General features: G+C 68.3%; 21 protein-coding genes. 1 reads left to right on the top strand and 20 read right to left on the bottom strand.

The window, feature by feature from the left end:
• Positions 1-69 precede the first annotated feature (69 nt).
• From UUA_RS05135 to UUA_RS05090, 10 genes are all read right to left on the bottom strand, one after another.
• Positions 70-813 (bottom strand): copper homeostasis protein CutC, encoded by a 744-nt coding sequence (locus UUA_RS05135; RefSeq protein WP_008434831.1) that lies wholly within the window; start codon positions 811-813, stop codon positions 70-72.
• 12 nt (positions 814-825) lie between these two features.
• On the bottom strand, positions 826-1872 hold the full coding sequence (locus UUA_RS05130; RefSeq protein ID WP_008434830.1) for a glycosylasparaginase: 1047 nt from the start codon (positions 1870-1872) through the stop codon (positions 826-828).
• 82 nt (positions 1873-1954) lie between these two features.
• Positions 1955-2158, bottom strand: coding sequence for a cold-shock protein (locus UUA_RS05125; protein ID WP_008434829.1), 204 nt, complete (start codon positions 2156-2158; stop codon positions 1955-1957).
• Positions 2159-2318: 160 nt separating this feature from the next.
• Entirely contained in the window at positions 2319-3080 is a 762-nt protein-coding gene (locus UUA_RS05120) for an S-methyl-5'-thioinosine phosphorylase (protein WP_008434828.1), read from the bottom strand.
• A 274-nt stretch (positions 3081-3354) separates the two neighbouring features.
• Entirely contained in the window at positions 3355-3918 is a 564-nt protein-coding gene (locus UUA_RS05115) for a hypoxanthine-guanine phosphoribosyltransferase (RefSeq protein ID WP_008434827.1), read from the bottom strand.
• Entirely contained in the window at positions 3915-4931 is a 1017-nt protein-coding gene (gene nagZ, locus UUA_RS05110) for a beta-N-acetylhexosaminidase (RefSeq protein WP_008434826.1), read from the bottom strand. The genes UUA_RS05115 and nagZ overlap by 4 nt, the downstream gene beginning before the upstream one ends.
• Positions 4925-5446: a CYTH domain-containing protein gene (locus UUA_RS05105; protein WP_008434825.1), complete on the bottom strand. Its 522-nt coding sequence runs from the start codon at positions 5444-5446 to the stop codon at positions 4925-4927. The genes nagZ and UUA_RS05105 overlap by 7 nt, the downstream gene beginning before the upstream one ends.
• Before the next feature lie 165 nt (positions 5447-5611).
• Entirely contained in the window at positions 5612-6949 is a 1338-nt protein-coding gene (gene rlmD / locus UUA_RS05100) for a 23S rRNA (uracil(1939)-C(5))-methyltransferase RlmD (protein WP_008434824.1), read from the bottom strand.
• A 184-nt stretch (positions 6950-7133) separates the two neighbouring features.
• Complete coding sequence (locus UUA_RS05095) at positions 7134-7739, bottom strand: YdbL family probable chaperone protein (protein ID WP_008434823.1); 606 nt, start codon at positions 7737-7739, stop codon at positions 7134-7136.
• A 52-nt stretch (positions 7740-7791) separates the two neighbouring features.
• Positions 7792-9816, bottom strand: a complete 2025-nt coding sequence (locus tag UUA_RS05090) for a translocation/assembly module TamB domain-containing protein (protein ID WP_008434822.1) — start codon at positions 9814-9816, stop codon at positions 7792-7794.
• Between the two features lie 45 nt (positions 9817-9861).
• Here UUA_RS05090 and UUA_RS05085 point away from each other — a divergent pair, with 45 nt between their 5' ends.
• On the top strand, positions 9862-10599 hold the full coding sequence (locus UUA_RS05085) for a response regulator (protein ID WP_235605932.1): 738 nt from the start codon (positions 9862-9864) through the stop codon (positions 10597-10599).
• Positions 10600-10653: 54 nt separating this feature from the next.
• Here UUA_RS05085 and recO read toward each other — a convergent pair whose 3' ends face one another.
• The 10 genes from recO to UUA_RS05035 all read right to left on the bottom strand — a co-directional run bounded on the left by recO (position 10654) and on the right by UUA_RS05035 (position 22306).
• Complete coding sequence (gene recO / locus UUA_RS05080) at positions 10654-11379, bottom strand: DNA repair protein RecO (RefSeq protein WP_008434820.1); 726 nt, start codon at positions 11377-11379, stop codon at positions 10654-10656.
• 77 nt (positions 11380-11456) lie between these two features.
• Positions 11457-12389: a GTPase Era gene (gene era, locus UUA_RS05075; RefSeq protein ID WP_008434819.1), complete on the bottom strand. Its 933-nt coding sequence runs from the start codon at positions 12387-12389 to the stop codon at positions 11457-11459.
• A gap of 82 nt (positions 12390-12471) precedes the next feature.
• Positions 12472-13131, bottom strand: a complete 660-nt coding sequence (gene rnc / locus UUA_RS05070; protein WP_008434818.1) for a ribonuclease III — start codon at positions 13129-13131, stop codon at positions 12472-12474.
• Positions 13132-13134: 3 nt separating this feature from the next.
• Positions 13135-13518: a DUF4845 domain-containing protein gene (locus UUA_RS05065; RefSeq protein ID WP_008434816.1), complete on the bottom strand. Its 384-nt coding sequence runs from the start codon at positions 13516-13518 to the stop codon at positions 13135-13137.
• A gap of 183 nt (positions 13519-13701) precedes the next feature.
• Complete coding sequence (gene lepB / locus UUA_RS05060) at positions 13702-14598, bottom strand: signal peptidase I (protein ID WP_008434814.1); 897 nt, start codon at positions 14596-14598, stop codon at positions 13702-13704.
• A gap of 101 nt (positions 14599-14699) precedes the next feature.
• Complete coding sequence (gene lepA, locus UUA_RS05055; RefSeq protein ID WP_008434813.1) at positions 14700-16490, bottom strand: translation elongation factor 4; 1791 nt, start codon at positions 16488-16490, stop codon at positions 14700-14702.
• A 159-nt stretch (positions 16491-16649) separates the two neighbouring features.
• A complete protein-coding gene (locus tag UUA_RS05050) occupies positions 16650-18128 on the bottom strand; it encodes a Do family serine endopeptidase (protein ID WP_008434812.1) in 1479 nt (492 codons plus the stop codon).
• A 159-nt stretch (positions 18129-18287) separates the two neighbouring features.
• Positions 18288-18962, bottom strand: a complete 675-nt coding sequence (locus UUA_RS05045; RefSeq protein WP_008434809.1) for a sigma-E factor negative regulatory protein — start codon at positions 18960-18962, stop codon at positions 18288-18290.
• Positions 18959-19573, bottom strand: coding sequence for an RNA polymerase sigma factor RpoE (rpoE, locus tag UUA_RS05040; protein WP_008434808.1), 615 nt, complete (start codon positions 19571-19573; stop codon positions 18959-18961). The genes UUA_RS05045 and rpoE overlap by 4 nt, the downstream gene beginning before the upstream one ends.
• Before the next feature lie 171 nt (positions 19574-19744).
• The gene (locus tag UUA_RS05035; protein WP_008434807.1) at positions 19745-22306 is read right to left on the bottom strand and encodes a putative bifunctional diguanylate cyclase/phosphodiesterase; all 2562 of its coding nucleotides are present in this window, start codon (positions 22304-22306) and stop codon (positions 19745-19747) included.
• Positions 22307-22315 lie beyond the last annotated feature (9 nt).

The raw sequence follows: 22315 nt of genomic DNA, 5'->3' as shown, positions 1-22315 counted from the left end.
GGCTTTCGCCGGAATGACGGCATGGGGGGGCGAGGTGCTTCGGAGGAGCGTCTCTCGATTGAAATTCGCTCAGAAGCTTGTCGCGTCTTGCGCCGCGATCACCAGCGCCGCAGCCATGGCGCGCACCTGCCCGGCATCGCTGCGCAGTTCGCCGGCTTGCATGTCGTCCAGCACCGGGCGCCGATGGCGCATGCCCGAGGGCAGCTGGCGTTTGGCGGAGGTATGGAACTCGCGTGCGCCGGTGGCGGCGGCCAGCGCGGCGATGTTCTGTGCGGTGATGCCGGCGCCGGGCATCACCGTCAGGCGCCCGTTCGCCTGCGCTACCAGGTCGCGGATCAGCGCAACGCCCTTGACGGCGCTGGCCTGCGCGCCCGAGGTCAGCACGCGCTCGCAGCCCAGCGCGACGATGTCCTCCAGCCCGCGCGCCGGGTCGCGGCTCAGGTCGAAGGCGCGGTGGAAGGTCACGCCAAGCTTGCCGGCGGCGGCGATCAGGGCGCGGCAGCGCGGCATGTCCACCTCGCCCTCGGCGTCGAGCACGCCCAGCACCACGCCATCGCAGCCCAGCGCCACGCAGGCTTCGATGTCGCGCTGCATGGTCTCGCATTCGAGGTCGTCGTAGAGGAAATCGCCGGCGCGCGGGCGGATCAGCACGTACAGCGGGATGCGCAGGCGCTCGCGGGCCAGCGCGATCTGCGCGTGCGAGGGCGTCAGGCCGCCCAGTTCCAGCGCGATGCACAGTTCGACCCGGTCCGCCCCGCCCTCTTGCGCCGCCAGCGCGGAGGCGACCGAGTTGGCGGCGATCTCAAGCAACATGGGCAACCGGGATCACGAGTAGTTCGTGGTGTAGACGCTGGGCGAGGCGATCAGGCCGTCCTGCTTGTTCGCGTCGCACACGGCGTAGGAGAAGCCACGCTGGATCGCGTACGCACCGACTTCGCCGGCGCGGTTCATCGCCAGGAAGCCGACCTGCAGGGTCTTCGAGGCCTGCGGGCGTTTCTTCACTATGCGCATCACCGCCTCCTCGCACGCTGCCTGCGGCGAGCGGCCGTGGCGCATCAGCTCGACCACCAGGAAGCTGCCGGCGTTGCGGATCACTTCCTCGCCCACGCCGGTGGAGGTGGCGCCGCCCACCTCGCCGTCCACGTACAGGCCGGCACCGATGATCGGGCTGTCGCCCACGCGGCCGTGCAGCTTCCACGCCATGCCGCTGGTGGTGCAGGCGCCGGCCAGTTTGCCGTGGGCGTCCAGCGCCAGCATGCCGATGGTGTCGTGGTTGCTCGCACCGCCGGGCAGGCCAGCGGCGCCCTTGCCGTAATCGCGTACCTCGCTGTTGATCGACGGCTGGTAGTGCGCGCTCTTCTGCCACTCGTGCCAGGCCTGCTCGGCTTCCGGCGTGAGCAGGTTTTCCTTGCTGAAGCCCTGTTCCAGCGCAAACTGTAGCGCGCCGTCGCCGACCAGCAGCACGTGCGGCGTGCGTTCCATCACCCGTCGCGCCACCGAGATCGGATGCTCGATATGTTCCAGCGCAGCCACCGCGCCGCAGTTGCCGTCGGCGTCCATGATGCTGGCGTCGAGGGTGACGTGGCCGTCGCGGTCCGGGTAGCCGCCCTTGCCGACGCTGTGGTTCTTCAGGTCCGACTCGGGCACCTGCGCGCCGGCCTCGACCGCATCCAGCGCATGACCGCCCTGGCCGAGGATCGCCCAGGCCGCCTGGTTGGCGGCGATGCCGAAATCCCAGGTCGAGACCACCCGCGCGTTCGAGCCCTTCACCAGCCGGGCCGCCGGCCATGCGGCCAGCCGGTTGCTCCAGGCGAACATCGACGCCGACACTCCCAGCACGGAGGCCTTGAGGAAACGCCTGCGGTCGGTCATCGGCCTGCTCCTGATCCGGAAAAAAGAAACCCCGCACAGGATGCGGGGCTTCGTTCGTGCTTTACAAGCCTGGCCTGGAAGATCAGGCGGCTTCGACTGCCGATGCCTGGGCGCCCTTCGGTCCCTGGGTCACTTCGAACTGTACGCGCTGGCCTTCCTGCAGGCTGCGGAAGCCCTTGGAGTTGATGGCCGAAAAATGGACGAACACGTCCTCCCCACCATCCTCAGGCGCGATGAAACCGAAACCCTTGGCATCGTTGAACCATTTGACCGTACCGAAACGCATTGCGTGAACCTCTGGATCCATGGATTGGGTGCGCCAGGATCTGCGCTGAACCCTAGTCTCCCCCTGAGGTTCGCCGCCCTGGCCGGAGGAAAAGTATCAATATGTGAAGGCTGAGCGCAATACGAAAATACCCCGCCAGTGCGTGAATTCGCTGCAGCGCTCAGTTTTTCAGCATGGCGTCGAGGATGCGCGGAACCTCGGCGGTGGCTGCCGCCAGGTGGGCAAAGATTTCCTCGATGCTGATTTCCGCCTCGTCGCCGCAGCCGGCGGCGAAGTTGGCGACCAGCGCCAGGCAGGCATACTCCAGCCCCAGCTCGCGCGCCAGCACGGCCTCCGGCATGCCGGTCATGCCGACCAGGTCGCAGCCGTCGCGCTTCATGCGGGCGATCTCCGCGCGGGTTTCCAGCCGCGGCCCCTGGGTGGCGCCATAGCAGCCGCCGCCGATCACCTCGACGTTTGCCGCCCGCGCCGCCGCCAGCAGTTGCAGGCGCAACGCCTCGGTGTACGGCTCGCTGAAGTCGATGTGCCTCACCTCGGCGCCCTCGACATCGCAATAGCTGGTGGTGCGGCCGTGGGTGTAGTCGATCAACTGGTCGGGCACCACGATCACCCGCGGCCCCATGTCGCCGCGGATGCCGCCCACCGCGTTCACGCCGACCACCCGGCGCGCGCCCAGGCTGTGCAGCGCCCACAGATTGGCGCGGTAATTCACCCGATGCGGCGGCAACGTGTGGCTCTCGCCGTGGCGGGCCAGGAAGGCCAGGCGCTTGCCGGCGAAATCGCCGAGTACCACGTCGCCCGAGGCAGGCCCGTAGGGCGTGTCCACCGCCTGTCGCGTGGTGTTTTCCAGGCCGGGGAACTTGTACAGGCCGCTGCCGCCGATGATGGCGAGGTCGATGGGGGCGCGGTCGGGGTGAGGCATTGTGGTGATCCATTGTTCGGGTGAAGCCAACGGGAATGCCGGCTTTGTCCCCTCCCCTGCGCAGCAGGGGAGGGCTGGGGTGGGGTCGCTCTTGATCTTCAAGCCAAGAGCAACAGCTTTACCCCCTCCCTACCTCCCCCTGCGCAGCAAGGGGAGGAGAAAAAGCCAGTTTCGTAGGACGGGCACTGCCCGCCCATCCCAACCTTGTATGCCACCGAAAAGCACGGCGGGCAGTGCCCGCCCTACGCAGAGCGCGGGCGCGCCTGGGCGAACCCTAGCTCCCACTCTCGTCTTTCAACGCATAGATCCCCGGCAGGTTGCGGCCTTGCTCGTAGTAGTCCATGCCGTAGCCGAACACGTAGCGGTCCGGCAGCTCGACGCCGTTGAAATCCGAGGCAATGCCGTCGGCCAGTCGGTCGTGGCGCTTGGTGCACAGGCTGACGATCAGCACCTTGTTCGCCCCACGCCGGTAGCAGTCGTCGCGCACCGCCTTCAGCGTGTGGCCTTCGTCGAGGATGTCGTCGACCAGCAGCACCGTGCGACCGGCCAGCGGCACGGCCGGCTCGCGCAGCCAGTGCAGCTCGCTGCCGCTGGTGGCGCCGCGGTAGCGGGTGGCGTGCACGTAGTCGAATTCCAGATCGGTGCGGATCGCCAGCGCCAGCTGGCCGGCGAAGATCAGCGCGCCGTTCATCACCGTGAGGAACACCGCGCGCTCGCCGTCCAGCGTGGCATCGATCCGGCGGCCGATGTCGGCGATCACGCTTTCCAGCGTGGCGCGGTCGTACAACAATTCGGCCTGCGCGAGTGCGTCGGCCAGCGGTGGGAGCGGGGTATTCATGCGGTTCCTTGGTCGGCGTGCAGCGCCGTGATACGCGCGACGAAGCGGTCGCGCTGCGGGTTGTCCAGCAGGCCGGCCCAGCTGGAGCCCAGCGAGCCGCGCAGGGCGGCCAGTGACGGCGACATCGGCGACGCTTCAGCCGGCAGCGCGGCGATCGCCTCCTCCACCACCTCGGGGAAGCAGGCCAGCACGAGGTCACAGCCGGCGTCCAGGTGCGCGCGCACGCGCTCGCCCACGCTGCCAGCGGCGCCGGCGGCCGCCATGCTGATGTCGTCGCTGACCACGGCGCCGGCAAAGCCCAGCTCGCCGCGCAGGATGTCTTGGATCCAGATGCGCGAATAACCGGCCGGCCGGCTGTCCACCGCCGGGTAGGTGACGTGCGCCATCATCACCGCCTCGACCCGCGCCTCGATGCATTCGGCGAACGGCAGCAGGTCGTCACGCCGGATCGCATCCAGGCTGCGCGAGTCGATCGCCGGCGCCTTGTGCGTGTCGGCGGCCACCGAACCGTGGCCGGGAAAGTGCTTGAGCACCGCCGCCATGCCGCCCAGGTGCATGCCGCGCACGTAGGCCTGGCCGAGTTCGGCGGTCACTGCCGGGTCGGCGTGGAACGCACGCTGGCCGATCGCCGCGTTGCCGCGGGCCAGGTCCACCACCGGCGCAAAACTGAAATCGACGCCGCTGGCGCGCAGCTCGCTGGCCATCACCCAGGCGTGCTCCTCGGTCAGGCGCACCGCCTCGGCCGGGTCGCGGTCATATACCGCACCAATCGCGGCCAGCGGCGGCAGACGGGTGAAGCCGTCGCGGAAGCGCTGCACCGGGCCACCTTCCTGGTCGACCGCGATCAGCAGCTCCTCGCCGCCGGCCTCGCGGATCGCCTCGCACAACGCGATCAGCTGTTCGCGCGAGGCGTAGTTACGCGCGAACAGCAGCACGCCGGCCACACCGGGCGCGCGCAGCCAGCGCTGCTCGTGTTCGGCCAGCTGCAGCCCGGCCACGCCGATCATCAGCATGCGGCGCCCTCCGCGACGCGTTCCCCCGGCGACCATTGCCGGTACGGATGCGCGATCAGGTTGACGTTGTAGTAGCGCACCTGCGTGCTCACCTCGCTACCCAGCCACGATGGTCGCGGAAACGCCGCATCGACCGCCGCCAGTTCGATCTCGGCAACGACCAGGCCCGCGTTCTCGCCGGCAAACTCGTCGATCTCGAACACGGTGCCGTCGACGCGCACGTAGTGGCGGGTTTTCTCCAACACGCCATCGCACAACGTGGCCAGCATGGCCTTCGCCTCGTCGACCGGAATCGGGTACTCGAACTCGGCCCGCGCAATACCCGCCGTGGCGGCCTTGACGTTGAGCCACGCCCGCTCGCCGGCGAGGCGCACGCGCACCGAGGCATGCGCCAGACCGGCGCGCAACGCCTGCGCGCCCACCAGGTAGCCCTGCGCGATCGACTCGCTGCGCTCGACGGCGACGCGCCAGTCGTCATTGGCCAACAGGAATTTTCGTTCGATCTCGATAGCCATGGAATCCAGATTTCAACCAGCGACCGTCTGCAATGAATCGGCTTTTATTGAAAAGTGCGGCCACGGATGGCCGCATTTTGATTTTCGCATCCATGGACGGATGCATGAGCCACTCCAAGGATGTCCGCTTTTTGACTTTTGCATTCATGGATGAATGCACAAGCATCACCGCTCAAATAAAGCAATCGACTCGACATGCGACGTATGCGGGAACATGTCCATCACCCCCGCCGCAGCGAGCCTGAAACCGTGCCGCTCGACCAGGATGCCGGCGTCGCGCGCCAGCGAGGCGGGATGGCAGGAGACGTAGACGATACGCTTGGTGGCCTTGTGCGGCAGGTAGTCCAGCAGCTTGTCCGCGCCGGCGCGCGGCGGGTCGAGCAGCAGCTTGTCCCACGGCTGCTTCGCCCAGTCGGCGGTGCGCTGGTCCTCGAACAGGTTGGCCACGTGGAAGCGCGCGTTGGCGATGCCGTTGCGCGCGGCGTTCTGCGCGGCACGCTCGACCAGGCCATGCTCGCCTTCCACGCCGACGACTTCGGCCACGCGGCGGGCGATCGGCAGGGTGAAGTTGCCGAGGCCACAGAACAGGTCCAGCACGTGGTCGGTCGGCTGCGGGTCGAGCAGCCCCAGCGCGCGCGCCATCATCAGCTGGTTCATGCCGGCGTTGACCTGCACGAAGTCGAGCGGCTGGAACTCCAGCTCGACGTCGGCGTAGCGCGCGTCGCCGCTGGCGATGCGGAAGGCCAGCCGCGGGTGTTCCGGCCACAGCGGGTGCACGCTGCTGATGCCGCCCGGCTGCAGGTAGATCGCGAAACCGTGCTGCTGGCCGAACGCGGTCAGTGCGGCCAGGTCGCGTTCGGAGAGCGGCTGCATGTGACGGAACACCAGCGCCATCAAATCGTCGCCGGCGGCGAACTCGATCTGCGGGATGTCGTTGACCGCATCCATCGTGCTGAGCAGGTCGGCGAGCAGGCCGACCTTGGGGCCGAGCGCCGGGTGCATCACCTCGCACTGCTGGATCTCGGTGACGAAGCGCGGGTTCTGCTCCTCGCGGAACCCCACCAGCACGCGGCCCTTCTTCGCCACGTTGCGCACCGACAGCCGGCCCTTGCGCCGGTAGCCCCACGGTTCGGCGGTGAGCGGCGGCAACCATGAGGCGGGTGCGACCTTGCCGATGCGCTCGAAGTTTTCCGCCAGCACGCGCTGCTTGGACTCGATCTGCGCGGCGGCGTCCAGGTGCTGCAGCGAGCAGCCGCTGCACTCGGCGAAGTGGCGGCAGCGCGGCTCCACGCGGTGCGGCGATGCCACGATCACCTCGACCACCTCCGCCTCGTCGAAATGGCGATGGCGCTTGCGCAGCTTCGCCGTCACTTGCTCGCCGAGCAGCGCGCCGCTGACGAACACCGTCTTGCCGTCGATCCGCGCCACGCCGCGGCCGTCATGCGCGAGCGCGGTGATATGGGCTTCGAAAGGCGTCGACGGCGCGGAGTTGGCTCGGGACATGAGGCGCAAACAGGAGGACTGGCCGCCGATTATCCCAGATCGGGCCAGTGGGCGCCCTGTTGAGCGCCCCTGTCCAATATCCCCGGCAGCACCGTAGGGCGGGCACCGCCTGCCGATCTACCCCATCAAGATCCGGCGGGCGGTGCCCGCCCTACGAGATGGCGAATCATTCCGAGGCGACGGATCACTTCTTCTGCCAGGCGCCGGAGGCGTCCTGGTAATACCAGCCGGCGTGGGCCTTCTCGATCCAGCTCTTGGCGAAGGTGGCGCGGATCTGCGCCTCCCACTCCGGATGGTTGTTGGCGTTGGCGATCTCACGGTACAGCGCGGTGCGGTCGCGGTTCTCGTCGGCCACGGTGGTATTCGCCTGCGCGCGCTGGCTCAGCGGCACCTTGGCGGCATCGCGCATGGCCACCATGCCGTCGCGGGTGAAGCCCACCGCGCCGCTGTCGAGCAACTCGCCCAGCGCGCCCTGGAAGCGGCCCTGCATGCGGCCACGGATCGCCTCGGTGGCCGCGGTCTGGATGCGGATGTCCGGCGTCTCGGCGGCGTGCGCGGCCGGCAGCAGCAGGTCGAGCAGCATCGCCGATGGCTGTGCGCCGCCATCCTTCGCCGTCGGCTTCGGCATCTTCGGCGCCGGCGCGGCGGGCGTCGTCTGGTTCAGCACGTTGCCGATGAACTGGTCGGCGGCCTTCTGCGCCGCCGCCTCAGGGAAGTACACGTTGATGGTGACGCAACCGACCAGCGCCACGGCCAGCGAAGTCAGGACGACGTAAACGAGCTTGCGCATGACCAACTCCTGTAGTTGAAAAGGTGGGGAAACGCCGCCACCCGCACTTCGTTCAGCGAATCTGCGGCGCTTCGCCGTGGATGGCGTCCTGCAGGCGCCGCACCAGGGTCGGCCAGTCGACCTGGGTCTGGTGGCCGACCACCTGCAACCGCGGCAGACCACTGCCTTCGACGATAGTGTAGCCGTCGCCGGTGGCTTCCAGACCGCTCATCTTGCACAGCGTGCCCTGCAGCGTGCAGTTGAGGCCAATGCGCTTGTAGCCGAAGGTCTTGAACAGCTTCAGCACGGCGCCCTGCAGGCCGGCGGCGATGCCGCCGCCACCGACGCTGGTGAGGTTGTTCACCGCCCGCTGGCTGATCCGGCCGCCCGTGCCCGCCAGCAGGCTGGCCTTGAACGCGACCGGGCTCCAGTTGACCAGGCGCAGGTCCTCGATCGACCCGTCCAGCGGGCCGGTGATGCTGCCGAAGTCGAACACGCTGGTGATCGCGGCCAGGTCCAGCTGCGTCAGCGTGATGTCGCCGGTCAGCACCGGGGTGGCGCCAAACGGCTGCTGCAGCGAGAGCGCGGTAACGTCGACGAAACCGCCGAACACGCTGGCTGACAGGCCGCCGGCCAGTTCGAAACGGTCGTCGACCCAGCGCAGCGACGGAATCGCCCCGGCAAGCGTGCCGGGGAACGCTGGCCAGCCCATCGCCCGGCTGAACGCGGCCATGTCGACGCCGGTCAGCGCCAGCGAGGCCGCCAGCCGCTGCCCTTCGGCCGCCGCCGGGCGCCAGTCCAGCTGGCCGATGCGCAGCTGCCCCTCAAGCACCGGCACCAGTAAGGGTCGCTGCAGGCCGAGCGTGCCGCCGCGGCTTTGCCAGCGCGATTGCGCGGCGCCGTGGGTCAGGCGGTGGAACAACTGCAGGCTGCGCCAGCCCAGGGTGGTGGCCGGCCGCTCGCCGTCGCTCGCCCAATCCAGCCCGCCCTGCAGGCCATCGACGGCCAGCCGGCCATCCGCGTCGGCCAGGTTCAGCCCCTCGGTGTTGAACGCAAAGGCATGCGGGCCATCTGCGCGCAGGTCCAGGCTGCCGCTCAGCTGGCCGGCGATGCGCATGTCGCGCAGCCCCAGCGTGCTCAGCCAGGCCTCGCCATAACGCTGGTAGGCCGCCGGAAAAGTCGCGCGCAGGCGGTCCAGCCGCAGGCTCTTCAGCGCGCCTTTCGCGTCGAAGGCCAGCGCACCGTCGAGCTGCAGCGCGTCGGTGTCGTTCAGTCGCAGGTGGCTCAGTTCGAAGGTGCCGCTCTGCGCACTCGCGTGCAGCGCCAGTTGCACCGGATGATCCGGCAGCCTGGCGTAGATCGGCCCCAGCAGCAGCTCGCCGCGGCGCAGGGTGGAGTCCAGCTCGATCCGCGCCGGGCCGGCGGTGGTGTCCAGACTGAAGCGCCCGTTGCCGTCCAGCCCCTGCCCGGCCAGGGTGCCACCGGGGGTGTCGAAACCCAGCTTGGCCACGCTGAACTGTCCGGACGACTGCAGGCCGGGATCGCGCAGGTCCAGCGCCAGTTCGGCATCCAGCCGGCCGCCGGTGGGGCGCCCCGACCAGACCGTGCCCAGCAGGCCCTGCAGCCAGCCGGCGGGAAGATTGTCCAGGCTGATCTGCGCATGCGTGGGCTGGTCCAGCGGCAGCGCGGTGCTGGCGTGCGCCTTGCCCTGGGTGATGTCGACCAGCAGGGTGTTGGCCGCCTCACTGAGCAGGATGTTGACGCGGGCGTCGCTGAGCGCCCCGCCCGGCGCGCCGGCCAGGCGCACGTTGCCGTCGAGGCTCCAGCGCAGGCGGGCATCGCGCTGCAGGTTGCCGTCGAGGCTCAGGCCCAGCCGCCGCCAGCCCATCGCCGGCACGTCGGCCTGCTCGGCGCTCAATTGCAGCCGCAGGACCCCGGCAGCCTCCTCGTCGAGGCGCAGGCTTACCCCCTGCAGGCGCACCCCCGGCACGCTGATCGACTTCGCCGTCAGCAGCACCTGCGCCTGCGCAGGCAGCATCCAGCCGATCCCCAGCAGCAGGCAGCAGCACAGCAGCAAGTGGCTTGAAGTCGGGCGCATGTCGGGCCATTCTGCCAAATCAAGATGAACGATATGGATTTCGTCATGAGCAGCCCCCTCGTCAACACCGATTCCGAGCCCACCCCTGCCAGCCGCGTGCGGGTACTGGTGGCCGACGACGATCCCGGCAGCTGCCGTTTCCTGTGCGACGGGCTGGACGTGATGGGTGCCCGCACGGAGGCCTGCCTGGACGGCGCGACGGCCTTGCAGCGGGCACGCGCCGAACCGTTCGACCTGCTGCTGCTGGATTGCCGCATGCCCGGTGCCGGCGCGCTGCAGATCCTGACCGCGCTGCGCGAGGACGAGCGGGCCCGCTCGGCGGAAAGCATTGCGGTGGCCACCACGGCCGAGCTGGAACCGGGCGCGCGGCAGTCGCTGCTCGACGCCGGCTTCAGCCAGATCCTGCTGAAACCGTGTGGCCTGGCCGAATTGCAGAAGGTGCTGGCCCTGGTGCAGCCGGAGCGGCAGGCCGCTGGCATGCTGGACGACCAGGCCGCCCTGACCGCCAGCGGCGACGCCACCACCATGCGCGCCCTGCGCCTGCTGCTGCGCGAGGAACTCGCCCTGCTGCACCAGGAACTCGATGCGCTGAGCCGCGACCCTGCCGGCTTCGGCGAGCGCCTGCACCGGCTGCGCTCCTCCTGCGGCTTCTGTGGCGCGGCCACGCTGTCCATACAGACCGTGCTGCTGCAGCGGCAATTGCTGCAGCGTGGGGCCACGCCAATCGCCCTGGCGCGCTTCCGCCGTGCCCTGCTGGCGACGCTGCAGGTGCTGGACAACTAGGAGCGTGGACGGCAGAAATCTTCAGGGCTGCAAGAGCGTCGGCCTTCCACGCTCCTAGCCAGGCGGCGCCTTGCGCCCCGAGACCGCCGTCGCCAGCACGCGCCAGGCACGCAGCTCGCTCCCGCCCAGGTGGAAGCGGATCACTTCCCGCATCAGGTCGCGCAAGGTTTTCAGGCCATGGGCGTCGGGCATGCTGTCCTGCCCGAGCGCCAGCAGGTCGCTGCCGCGCAGCGCATGCGGCGTGCTGGCGGCGCAGCGCACGGCGCCCTGCTCGACGTGATAGCGGTAGCACGCCGACGGCTCCAGCGGCTCGCCGGATTCCGCGTCGTGCAGCAGCTGCAGGCCGTAGCCGATCGCCTCCAGCAGGTCACGCTCGAAGCGGCGCAGGCTCCAGGCCAGCGACTCGCCGGCGGCCAGCCGCGCCAGGGTGCGCGCATAGGCATCGAACAACCGCGGGTACGGGTCCTGCCGGCCGGTCAGGCGCACCACCAGTTCGTTGAGATACAGCCCGGCCAGGCCGGCGTCGCCCGGCAGGCGCGTCGGCGTGCCCACCGTTTCGACCGCGGTCAGCGTGGCCAGCTCGCCGCGCAGCAGCAGATCCAACGCCAGCGGCTGGAACGGCTCCAGTTGCGCCCGCCGCAGGCGCGAGCGCTCGCCACGGACGCCACGCGCCACCACGCCGAGCCGGCCGTGCTCGCGGGTCAGGCACTCCAGCAGCAGCGACGTCTCGCGGTACGCACGCGCATGCAGGACGTAGGCGGGTTGCTGTTCGAGGCGCATGGCTGGTCAGCAGGGAATCGGGAATAGGGGAGCAAAAGCGGCAGCTTCTACGATTCCCTATTCCCTATTCCCTGCTCTCAATCCGTATAGCCGAACTTCTTCAGCATGTTCTCGTCGTCGACCCAGCCTTCGCGCACCTTCACCCACAGCTTCAGGAACACCTTGCGCTCGAACATGCGCTCCATGTGGCGCCGCGCGTTGCTGCCGATCGCCTTGAGCTGGGCGCCGCCGTTGCCGATCACGATCGCCTTCTGGCCGTCGCGCTCGACCCAGATCACCGCATGGATCTCGGCGATGCCGTCGGGGCGGTCGCTGAACTGCTCGATCTCCACCGTGGTGGCGTACGGCAGCTCCTGATCCAGCCGCAGCATCAGCTGCTCACGCACCATCTCGGCGGCGAGGAAGCGTTCGCTGCGGTCGGTGATCTCGTCCTCGCCGAATACCGGCGGGCGCACCGGCAGGCGCTGCAGGATCGCCCGCTCCAGCTCCTTCAGGCCCTTGCGCTTGAGCGCGCTGAGGTAGTGGATCTCGTCGTAGCTGTGTTCCGCCGCCAACCCGGCGACGAACGGCAGCATCGCCGACTTGTCCTTGCTGAGGTCGACCTTGTTGATCGCCAGCAGGCGTGGCGTCGGCTGCTCGACCAGGGCGGCGTACAGCGCCTCGTCCTCGTCGGTCCAGCGGCCGGCCTCGATCACCTGCACCACCAGGTCGACGTCGCTGATGGCCGAGCGCGCGGCGCGATTCAGGCTGCGGTTCATCGCGCGCTTGGCGCCGCGATGCAGGCCCGGCGTGTCGACGTACATGATCTGCCCGGCCTCGCTGGTACTGATGCCGAGGATGCGGTGGCGGGTGGTCTGCGGCCGCGGGCTGGTGATCGACAGGCGAAAGCCGATCAGCGCGTTGAGCAAGGTGGACTTGCCCACGTTCGGCCGCCCGGCCAGCGCCACCAGGCCGCAACGGAAGTTCTCGTGCGGCAGCGTGCCGCCGGCGGGGTCCAGTTCGTGGTTCATGGCGCGGGTCGCTCGGGTCGGGTGGCAAGTGTAGTGCTTCGCCGGAGGCGGCACGCGGGCGCGGCAGGCGGAAGCAGCGGGGTCAGGCGTCGCGCTGCTGCTCCAGCAGCCGGTTCAACACGGTCTCGGCCGCGTCCTGCTCCGCGGCACGGCGGCTGCCGCCATGCGCTTCGGCGATGAACGCCAGCGGTTCGCCGATGCGGCAGCTGACGTCGAAGGTCTTGGCGTGGTCCTCGCCATGGCTGGCGACCAGTTCGTACTGCGGCAACGGCAGGCCCTTGGCCTGCAGCCATTCCTGCAGCCGCGTCTTGGCGTCCTTGGAGGAACGGCGCAGGGCGACGATGCGTTCGGCGAACAGCCCGCGCACGAACTCGCGGCAGGCGTCGAAGCCGCCGTCCTGGTAGACCGCGGCGACCATCGCCTCGAACGCGTCGGCGAGGATCGAATCGCGCCGGAAGCCGCCGCTCTTCAATTCGCCGGGGCCGAGCTTCAGCCCGTCGCCCAGCGCCAGTTCGCGTGCCACCACGGCCAGCGCCTGGCCGTTGACCAGTTGCGCACGCAACCGCGACAACTCGCCTTCGCTGGCCCTGGGGTGGGCTTCGTACAGCATCTCGGCGACGATCGCGCCGAGCAGCGCATCGCCGAGGAACTCCAGTCGCTCGTTGTTCGGCTTGCCGACGCTGCGGTGGGTCAGCGCCAGCTGCGCCAGCGTCGGGTCGCGAAAACGGTAGTTCGGTTCCAAAAGTTACTCGCCCACGTTGCCCTGCAGCGGCACGCTCTTCTCGAAGTGCAGCAGGAAGTCGATGTTGTACATGAACGGAATCTGCTTGTCGTAGGCCACGCGCAGCTGATTGGCGCCGCCGCTGTTGCGCACGATGGTGATGTTCGCCGGCTTGATGGTGGCGTCGTCCACATACTGGAAGCCCATCTTGAACATCAGGCCGCGGCGAATATCGTCCAGCGACCTGCCGTTGGTGCCCTCGGTGGCGACCTGGTTCATCGCCTTCACCACGCCCATGTACTCAGAGTATGACGGCAGCAGCTTCATGCCCATGTAGGCCAGGAAGCCCACGATGGCCATGACCATCAGGAACCCGACCAGGGTGATACCCGACTGCTTCGATTTCATAGTCCCCTCGCTATGCCGCCTGCTTGGCGTGCCTGTGTGTGTATGGTGACCCGCGCACGGCGACCGTCGCCGCCCATGCGGGCGTGCCGATTATGCCTGCGGATTCTCGCACTGTCGGCCGCCACACGCGCGCGGCGGTTCGACCCCGTCACGCTTTCGCCAGCCGGGCCGCCACGATCAGCCTCAGTGGATCACCGTGCCGATGCGCGAGAAGTCCACCCCACCGGTGCCCCAGCCCTTCCAGCTCATCCAGATCAGGAACGCCTTGCCGGCCAGGTTCTGCTCCGGCATGCAGCCCCACCAGCGGCTGTCCAGGCTGTCGTAGCGGTTGTCGCCCATCACCAGGTAGCACCCCGGCGGCACCTTCGAGGGCACGCGGTCGTTCGGGATCGGATTGGGCGTGGTATAGGCCGGCATCCGCGCAATCATGTGGTTGACCTTGCCCAGGTGCTCGGTCCACACCGTGGCTCCCATGTTCAGCATGATCTGGTCCACGCTGCGCTGCGGGTTGCCCACATAGGGGCCGATCTCCTCGGCGTTCACGCGCTGGCCGTTCACCCACAGCTCGGCGCCATGCACCTCAATGCTGTCGCCCGGCAGGCCGATCACCCGCTTGATCCAGTTCTGCGCCGGCACCGACGCGTGCGGATCACTGCAGCTCATGTCGCCGCTGCGCACCAGCTTGCCGCCTTCCTCACACAGGTAGCCGGGGAAGCGGAACACCACCACGTCGCCACGCTGCGGCTCGCCGAGATCGACCAGCTTGTTGTTGAACGCGGGCATGCGCAGGCCGTAGGCGAACTTGTTGACCAGGATGAAATCGCCCACGTCCAGCGTCGGCATCATCGAGCCCGACGGAATGCGAAAGGGTTCTGCCACGAACGAGCGCAGCAGCAGCACCACCAGCACCACCGGAAACAGCGAGCGCGACCAGTCCACCGGGGCCGGGTCGCGATACTCCTCGCCAGCTGCCTCCAGCCGCGCCTTGCGCTTCTTGTACAGAAACAGCCGGTCCAGCCCCCACACCACGCCGAACAGCACGGTGAGGCCAAGCAGGATGGCAGAAAAATCGAATTCCATGGGGGCTCCTTCGGAGCTGGGAACAGGGAATGGGGAACAGGGATGGAAAAGCGGCAACGCGCTGCTCTTCCGATTCCCTATTCCCCCTTCTCCATTCCCGGCTATTTATCCACTTTCAAAACCGCCAGGAAGGCTTCCTGGGGAATTTCCACGCGACCGACCTGCTTCATGCGTTTCTTGCCTTCCTTCTGCTTCTCCAGCAGCTTCTTCTTGCGGCTGACGTCGCCACCGTAGCACTTGGCCAGAACATTCTTGCGCAGGGCTTTCACCGTGGAACGCGCGATGACCTGCGCACCGATCGCGGCCTGGATCGCCACGTCGAACTGCTGGCGCGGGATCAGGTCCTTCATCCGCTCGACCAGGTCGCGGCCGCGGCGGTCGGCGTGGCTGCGGTGCACGATCAGCGAGAGCGCGTCGACGCGGTCGCCATTGATCAGCACGTCCACGCGCACGAACGGGCCGGCATCGAAACGCTCGAAGTGGTAGTCCATCGAGGCGTACCCGCGCGAAACGGATTTCAGCCGGTCGAAGAAATCCATCACCACCTCGGCCAGCGGCATCTCGTAGCTGATCTGCACCTGGGTGGCCAGGTACTGGATCGAGCGCTGCACGCCGCGCTTCTCCTCGCACAGGGTGATCACGTTGCCGATGTAGTCCGGCGGGGTGAGGATGTTGGCGACGATGATCGGCTCACGAATCTCCTGCACCTGCGGCGACGACGGCAGCTTGGCCGGGTTGTCCAGCATCATCGTGGAGCCGTCGCTCTTCAGGATCTCGTAGACCACGGTGGGCGCGGTGGTGATTAGATCCAGGTCGTACTCGCGCTCCAGCCGCTCCTGCACGATCTCCATGTGCAGCATGCCGAGGAAGCCGCAGCGGAAGCCGAAGCCCATCGCCTCGGAGGATTCCGGCTCGAAGAACAGCGCGGCGTCGTTCAGGCGCAGCTTGTCCAGCGCCTCGCGCATCGCCGGAAAGTCGTCCGACGACACGGGGAACAGGCCGGCGAACACGCGCGGCTGCATGGTCTGGAAACCGGGCAACGCCTTTTCCGCGGGTTTTGCGGCGAGCGTCAGCGTGTCGCCGACCGGCGCGCCGTGCACGTCCTTGATCGAGGCGTTGATCCAGCCCACCTCGCCAGCGCCCAGCTTGTCCAGCTTCTTGCGCTTGGGCGTGAACACGCCGACGTCGTCCACCTCGTGGGTGCGCCCGGTGGACATCACCAGCAGCTTGTCGCCGGGCTTGATTTCGCCCTGCATCACACGCACCAGCGACACCACGCCGAGGTAGTTGTCGAACCAGGAATCGATGATCAGCGCCTGCAGCCGGTCGGTATCGCGCGGCTTGGGCGGCGGGATGCGCGCCACGATCGCTTCCAGCACCTCGACCACGTTGAGGCCGGTCTTGGCGCTGATCGGCACCGCGTCGGTGGCGTCGATGCCGATCACCGCCTCGATCTCGCCCTTCACCTTCTCGATGTCGGCAGTCGGCAGGTCGATCTTGTTCAGCACCGGCACCACTTCCAGTCCCATCTCGATGGCCGTGTAGCAGTTGGCCACCGACTGCGCTTCCACGCCCTGGGCGGCGTCCACCACCAGCAGCGCACCTTCGCAGGCGGCCAGCGAGCGGCTGACCTCGTAGGAGAAGTCGACGTGGCCCGGGGTGTCGATGAAGTTGAGCTGGTAGGTCTTGCCGTTGCGCGCCTTGTACGGCAGCGACACCGAGCGCGCCTTGATGGTGATGCCGCGCTCGCGCTCGATCGGGTTGTCGTCCAGCACCTGCGCTTCCATCTCGCGCTCGGCCAGGCCGCCGCAGATCTGGATGATGCGATCGGCCAGGGTCGACTTGCCGTGGTCGATGTGGGCGATGATGGAGAAGTTGCGGATCAATTCCATGGAGCGCGGGCGGCCTGTCGGGCTTGGGCTTGCCGCCACGCACCATGCATGGCGACGCGTCAGCACAAAGTGACGCTAACCCGGCATTATCGCAGAACCCGCCGCCGTCATGCGCAAACCGTGCGGCGCCGCATTACCGCCAGTCGCGTGCCGCCGCGATCATTTGCCATCCGCATCCGGCACGGTCAGGCCGATGAAACTGCTCTGTCCGTCGCGGCGCACCAGCAGCAGTACCGTGCTGCCGGCCTTCACGCCCTTGGTGGCCGCCTCGAACTCGGCCACGCTGCCGACCTCCTGCTGGTTGACCATCAGGATGACGTCGCCCGCCTGCAATCCGGCCTGCGCTGCCACCGGCCCGGTGATGTCGCCGATCACCACGCCCTGCCCCGGCTTCAGGCCGAGCTGGGTGCGGGTGTCGTCGTCGATCGATTGTACGGTCAGACCCAGCGCGGTCGAGCCGCTGCTCGCCAGCGACGGGGCCGCGCCCTGGCCATTCATCGCGTTGCGGTCGCGCGAGGCTTCGCCGATGGCGACCTCGAGCGTCTGCTTCTTGCCGTTGCGCAGGATTTCCATCGGCACCTTGCTGCCCGGCTTGGTCATGCCCACCAGCGGCGGCAGGTCCGCGGCCTGCTGCACAGCCCGCCCGTCGTAGGCCAGGATCACGTCGCCGGACTGGATGCCGGCCTTGGCCGCACCGCTGCCCGCGGTGACGTCGACCACCGCCGCGCCCACGCTGTTGTCCAGGCCGAACGCCTTGACCATGTCGTCGTCGACTGGCTGCACCGTCACCCCGAGCATGCCACGCGACACATAGCCCTTGCTCTTGAGCTGCTGCACCGCGTTCATCGCCACGTCGATCGGGATCGAGAACGCCACCCCGGAGTAGGTGCCGGTGTTGGAATAGATCTGCGAGTTGACGCCCACCACCCGGCCCTGCAGGTCGAACAGCGGACCGCCGGAATTGCCGCGGTTGATCGGCACATCGGTCTGGATGAACGAGGTGTACGGCTGGTCGCGCTGGCCCAGGTTGCGGCCTACTGCGCTGACGATGCCCTGGGTCACCGTGTAGTCGAAGCCGAACGGCGAGCCGATCGCCAGCACCCACTGCCCCGGCTTGAGGCTGCGCGAGTCGCCGAGGGTCACCGCCGGCAGGCTGCCGCCGGCATCCACCTTGAGCAGGGCGATGTCATAGGTCGGGTCGGTGCCGATCACCTTGGCAGTCAGCGTGCGCTGGTCCTGCAGGCGCACGGTCACCTTGTCGGCATGGTCGACCACGTGGTTGTTGGTGAGGATGTAGCCGTCGCCGGAAATGATGAAGCCCGAGCCCAGCGAGGTGTGCTTCTGATCCTGCGGCGACGGCATCATCGGCATGCCGAAGAAGCGCCGCAGGATCTCTGCCTGCTGGTCGTCCGGCATGCCCTGGCCGGGCATCGTCTGCCCGCGCATGCTGCGGCTGTTGCCCTGCCGCTCGCCGTTGTAGCGGGCCTCGACGTTCACCACGGCCGGCGCGTTCTTCTGCACGATGCCGGTGAAGTCCGGCAGCTTCGCCGCGGCCGGCGCCTGCGCCTGCACCGTACCGGCACTGGCGATGCCCAGCAGCGCAAGGCACGCCAGGCTGCGCAAGATGGAATGGTTCATGACTCCTCCATGGTTGATGTCGGCCGGTAGGCTTCGAGTGGATTGGTGGTTCGGATGGCGACGTGCCCGATGCGGACACGCGCCGCCGAGCGGCCCGTGCGATGGGCCGGTGGAGGCAAAAGGGACAGAGCGAGCCGCGGACAATCACGCGGGCTCGTTTCATTGCGCGACGGCGGAAGCCCGGCGCGAGGGATCTGGTGCGGCCTGCCGCTCCGGGTCGAGCAGCAGCAGGTAGCTGCCGTCGTTGTTGTCGAGCATGCGGTAACGGGCCATCGAGGGATAACCCGACAGGCGCCGCGCGTAGACCGGCTGGCTCTGGCCGAACGGCGCGCCGAAGGTGGCCGAGGCCTGCTGGCTGAGCAAACCGGCGGAATTGCCGCTGAGCCATGGCGGCACCGCGGCGGGAGAGGTCGTCGGCTTGCTCGCCGGCGCGGCGGCAACCGCACTGGCCTTCTGCTGGGTGGTCGACGCGGTCAGACGCTCGCCGTCGCCCGTCGGCTGGCCGATCATCAGCGCGGCGGCGGCCACGCTGGCGGCGATCGCGCCGCCGGTGGACCAGCGCAGCCAGTGGTTGCGCCGGGCGGAGGTTGCGGCAGGCTTCGATTCCTGCTCGATCGCCAGCATCACCCGCGCGGCGAAACCGGAACCGGCCAGCGGCGGCAACTGCCGGCGCAGGCTGTCGCGGGCGACGTGGTAGCGACCCCAGGCCTGCTGCAGCGAGGCGTCGTGATCGAGCCGGCGCAGCAGGAAGCGCAGTTGCTCCTTCGGCAATTCGCCGTCGATGCCCGCGGAAAGGCTTTCCCGGGAGTCCTGATTCGTGCCTGCCTGATTCATGTCTGATCCTCGCGGTCCGACAACAGCGGCCGCAGCTTCTCGTCGATCGCCTCGCGCGCCCGGAAGATGCGCGAACGCACCGTGCCGATCGGGCAGCCCATCGCTTCGGCGATTTCATCGTAGCTGAGGCCATCCACCTCGCGCAGCGTGATGGCGGTCCGCAGCTCTTCGGGCAAAGATTGGACAGTGGAAAACACGGATTGTTCAATTTCCTGGCGCATCAACTCGCGCTCGGGCGTGGCGCTGTCGTGCATGCGTTCGGCGCCGGCCATGAACTCCGCCTCGTCCGCGTCGATGTCGCCGGAGGGCGGGCGCCGGCCCATCGCCACCAGGTGGTTCTTGGCGGTGTTCACCGCGATCTTGTACAGCCAGGTGTAGAACGCGCTGTCGCCGCGGAACGAGCCGATCGCCCGCCACGCGCGGATGAACGATTCCTGCGCGATGTCCTCGCATTCAGCGTGGGTGCGCACGTAGCGCGAGACCAGTCCGATCACCTTGTGCTGGTACTTGCGCACCAGCAGGTCGAAGGCTCGCCGGTCGCCCTGCTGGACCCGTTCGACCAGCGCGCGGTCCAGTTCGTTTTCGCCCGTCCGGGCCGTATCCGTCGTCAATGCCGTCTTCCGCTGCGGGAGCTGTTTTGAACTGAACGCGGCGCTCAGACCGCGATCCGGCGCCGGAGTTCAGCATGCACCGGGTATCGCCCGGCCACAACGCCATGCCTGGCACGGGCGCGCCCGGACCCGTGACGGGTCGACCAAGTTATGGGGGCACCGGCCGCGGGCTCAAGCCGGCTCGGCCACCCGCGCCTCCAGCAGGCGCTGGCGCTCGGCCAGCAGCTTGTCGAAACTTGCCGGCGGCAGCGGGCGGCAGAACAGGTAGCCCTGCAGTTCGTCGCAACCGTGCTGGCGCAGGAACTGCAGGTGCTGCTCGATCTCCACGCCTTCCGCCACCACCGCGCGTTTCAGCCGATGGGCCATCTCGATGGTGGCGCGCACGATCGCTTCGTCGTCGGGGTCTACCCCGATGTTGCGCACGAAGCTCTGGTCGATCTTGATGCGATCGGCCGGCAGCCGGCGCAGGTAGTCCAGCGAGGCTGCGCCGGTACCGAAATCGTCTATCGCGATGTGACAGCCCAGCCGATGCAGCGCGTGCAGGTTCTCGACCAGGTTCGGCGCCTCCTTGATGCTGATGCTCTCGGTGACCTCCATTTCCAGCAGGGTGGGATCCAGCCCGGTTTCGCGCAGCACGGTCGCCACGGTTTCCAGCAACTGCGGTTCCATCAACTGCACCGCGGACAGGTTCACGCCCAGGCGCAGGCGCAGGCCGTAAAGCTGTTCCCATTCCTTCGCCTGGCGGCAGGCGGTGCGCATCACCCACTCGCCGATGGAGACGATCAGCCCGCTTTCCTCGGCCAGCGGGATGAATACCGCCGGGCTGATCATGCCCAGCTCGGGATGCTCCCAGCGCACCAGCGCCTCCATCCCCATGATGTCCTCGGTCTCGGTGTTGACCTGCGGCTGGTAGACCACGCGCAGTTCGCCGTTGCCCTCGGCGTGGCGCAGGCGCGTCTTCAGTGCCATGCCGTGCTGCTGGGCGTACTCCGGGCTCACCTCGTAGATCTGGAAGGTGTTGCGGCCCTGGTGCTTGGCCGCGTACATCGCCTCATCGGCATGCTTGAGCAGGGTCTGTGCGTCGCCGGCGTCGTCGGGGAAGAAGCTCAGGCCCATCGACGCGGTCACCTGCAGTTCGGTGCCGTCCTCCAGGAACAGCGGCGTCTCCATCACCTGCACGATCTTCTCGGCCACGCGCAATACGTCGTCATTCTTCACGATGTGGCGCAGCACGACGGTGAACTCGTCGCCGGCGTAGCGCGCCACCGTATCGGAAGCACGGATGCTGCCGCACAGGCGCTGGGTGACCATGCGCAGCACCTGGTCGCCGGCGGCATGGCCGTAGGTGTCGTTGATCGCCTTGAAGCGGTCGAGGTCGACGAACAGTACCGCGAAGCACTCGCCGTTGCGGGTCGCCTCGCGGATGATGGTGTCCAGCCGGTCGTTGAACAGCAACCGGTTCGGCAGGCCGGTCAGTGCGTCGACCAGGCCCTCCGCGCGGCCCTGCTCGCGGGTGCGGCCCAGCTCCAGCATCTGCGCGAAGCGCGCCGCGGCGCAGCGCAGCACCGGCTCGATGATGCCCATCTTGCCGAAGCCGCGCCGACTGCCGGCCAGCATGGCGCCGAGCACGGTATGCCGCTCGTCGTACAACGGCAGGCCGGCAAACCCGGCCAGGTCGAGTTGCTGCAGCAGCGGGTCCACTGACGCCAGCCGTTTCGCGTCGGTGCGGTACAGAATGGGCTTCCCGCCGAGCACCAACTGCAGTGAACTCTGCAGCGTTGGCGGCGGCCAGGCCGGTTCGTCGCCGTTCCACAGCTGCAGCATCTGGACCGGCGCGTCGCCGTCCTGGCGCGCCGACCAGACGGCCAGGTAGTCCAGGCCCAGCTCGTCGAACAGCAGGCGGCCGGCGGCGGTCTGCGCGTCGACGCCGCTGGTCGAGGCGAAGATGCGCGACAGCAACGACAATGCAGCTTCCGCCCGCAGGTCGGCGCGATCGCTGCGGAACATCAAGGCCAGTGCCTCGCGCCCGGCATGTCGGATGCGCCGCACGCTGGCCTGGCCGGTATCGGCGCCGATCGCCGACTTGCGCTGGCAGGGATACCAGCCGCGGTTGGCCTCGGCCAGCACCTGGTCGATCGCAATGCCCTCGAAGCGCAGCACCTCGGCCAGCGGCAGCCCTTCCCACTGGCTGGCATGCATGCGGCTGTGCCGCGCCACCGTGGGACTGACCTCGAGCAGGCGGCCGGTCTGCGCATCGGCGATCAGCCACTCGCTGTCGCTCTCGTCGAACACGTAGCGGTAATCCTCATGGGCGTCACCGTCGGAGGCGGCCGCAGGAGGGCGCCGCTGGCCGTTGCGGGCCTGCCAGCGCCGCCAGCGCGGCACCAGTTCACCGCCGATCTGCGCGGCCGAAAGCCAGTCGGCGACGCCGGCCGGCAGGTCGGCCGGACCCAGCGTGGCCTCATCGCCCAGCACCACGATCAGCGGCGTGTCGGCACCGCCCGGCAGGCGGTGCAGCTGCTCGCAAGCAATGCGCGCCTGCACCTCGTCACCGGCCAGCACCACCACGATCAGCTGCAGCGGCGGCAGCGCTGCACGGCCTTCGAGCAGGATGGCCGCGTGCGACACGTCGCGCGCGCTGTGGATCTGCGGATAGCCCGCCTGGTCGAGGGCGTCGAACAGGCTGCGGCGCAGTTCGCGCTGGGCGGCAACCACCAGAATGCCGGAATTCATCTGCGTACC

The sequence above is a fragment of the Rhodanobacter thiooxydans LCS2 genome (assembly GCF_000264375.1).
Lineage (GTDB): Bacteria > Pseudomonadota > Gammaproteobacteria > Xanthomonadales > Rhodanobacteraceae > Rhodanobacter > Rhodanobacter thiooxydans.
The sequence above is the reverse complement of the archived record's forward strand: the minus strand, read 5'-3'. Positions and strand labels throughout refer to the sequence as shown.

Excerpts from the sequence above, each read along its gene's own strand:
- UUA_RS05135 (WP_008434831.1), bottom strand. The coding sequence starts at position 813 with ATGTTGCTTGAGATCGCCGCCAACTCGGTCGCCTCCGCGCTGGCGGCG.
- UUA_RS05130 (WP_008434830.1), bottom strand. The coding sequence starts at position 1,872 with ATGACCGACCGCAGGCGTTTCCTCAAGGCCTCCGTGCTGGGAGTGTCG.
- UUA_RS05125 (WP_008434829.1), bottom strand. The coding sequence starts at position 2,158 with ATGCGTTTCGGTACGGTCAAATGGTTCAACGATGCCAAGGGTTTCGGT.
- UUA_RS05120 (WP_008434828.1), bottom strand. The coding sequence starts at position 3,080 with ATGCCTCACCCCGACCGCGCCCCCATCGACCTCGCCATCATCGGCGGC.
- UUA_RS05115 (WP_008434827.1), bottom strand. The coding sequence starts at position 3,918 with ATGAATACCCCGCTCCCACCGCTGGCCGACGCACTCGCGCAGGCCGAA.
- nagZ (WP_008434826.1), bottom strand. The coding sequence starts at position 4,931 with ATGCTGATGATCGGCGTGGCCGGGCTGCAGCTGGCCGAACACGAGCAG.
- UUA_RS05105 (WP_008434825.1), bottom strand. The coding sequence starts at position 5,446 with ATGGCTATCGAGATCGAACGAAAATTCCTGTTGGCCAATGACGACTGG.
- rlmD (WP_008434824.1), bottom strand. The coding sequence starts at position 6,949 with ATGTCCCGAGCCAACTCCGCGCCGTCGACGCCTTTCGAAGCCCATATC.
- UUA_RS05095 (WP_008434823.1), bottom strand. The coding sequence starts at position 7,739 with ATGCGCAAGCTCGTTTACGTCGTCCTGACTTCGCTGGCCGTGGCGCTG.
- UUA_RS05090 (WP_008434822.1), bottom strand. The coding sequence starts at position 9,816 with ATGCGCCCGACTTCAAGCCACTTGCTGCTGTGCTGCTGCCTGCTGCTG.
- UUA_RS05085 (WP_235605932.1), top strand. The coding sequence starts at position 9,862 with ATGAGCAGCCCCCTCGTCAACACCGATTCCGAGCCCACCCCTGCCAGC.
- recO (WP_008434820.1), bottom strand. The coding sequence starts at position 11,379 with ATGCGCCTCGAACAGCAACCCGCCTACGTCCTGCATGCGCGTGCGTAC.
- era (WP_008434819.1), bottom strand. The coding sequence starts at position 12,389 with ATGAACCACGAACTGGACCCCGCCGGCGGCACGCTGCCGCACGAGAAC.
- UUA_RS05065 (WP_008434816.1), bottom strand. The coding sequence starts at position 13,518 with ATGAAATCGAAGCAGTCGGGTATCACCCTGGTCGGGTTCCTGATGGTC.
- lepB (WP_008434814.1), bottom strand. The coding sequence starts at position 14,598 with ATGGAATTCGATTTTTCTGCCATCCTGCTTGGCCTCACCGTGCTGTTC.
- lepA (WP_008434813.1), bottom strand. The coding sequence starts at position 16,490 with ATGGAATTGATCCGCAACTTCTCCATCATCGCCCACATCGACCACGGC.
- UUA_RS05050 (WP_008434812.1), bottom strand. The coding sequence starts at position 18,128 with ATGAACCATTCCATCTTGCGCAGCCTGGCGTGCCTTGCGCTGCTGGGC.
- UUA_RS05045 (WP_008434809.1), bottom strand. The coding sequence starts at position 18,962 with ATGAATCAGGCAGGCACGAATCAGGACTCCCGGGAAAGCCTTTCCGCG.
- UUA_RS05035 (WP_008434807.1), bottom strand. The coding sequence starts at position 22,306 with ATGAATTCCGGCATTCTGGTGGTTGCCGCCCAGCGCGAACTGCGCCGC.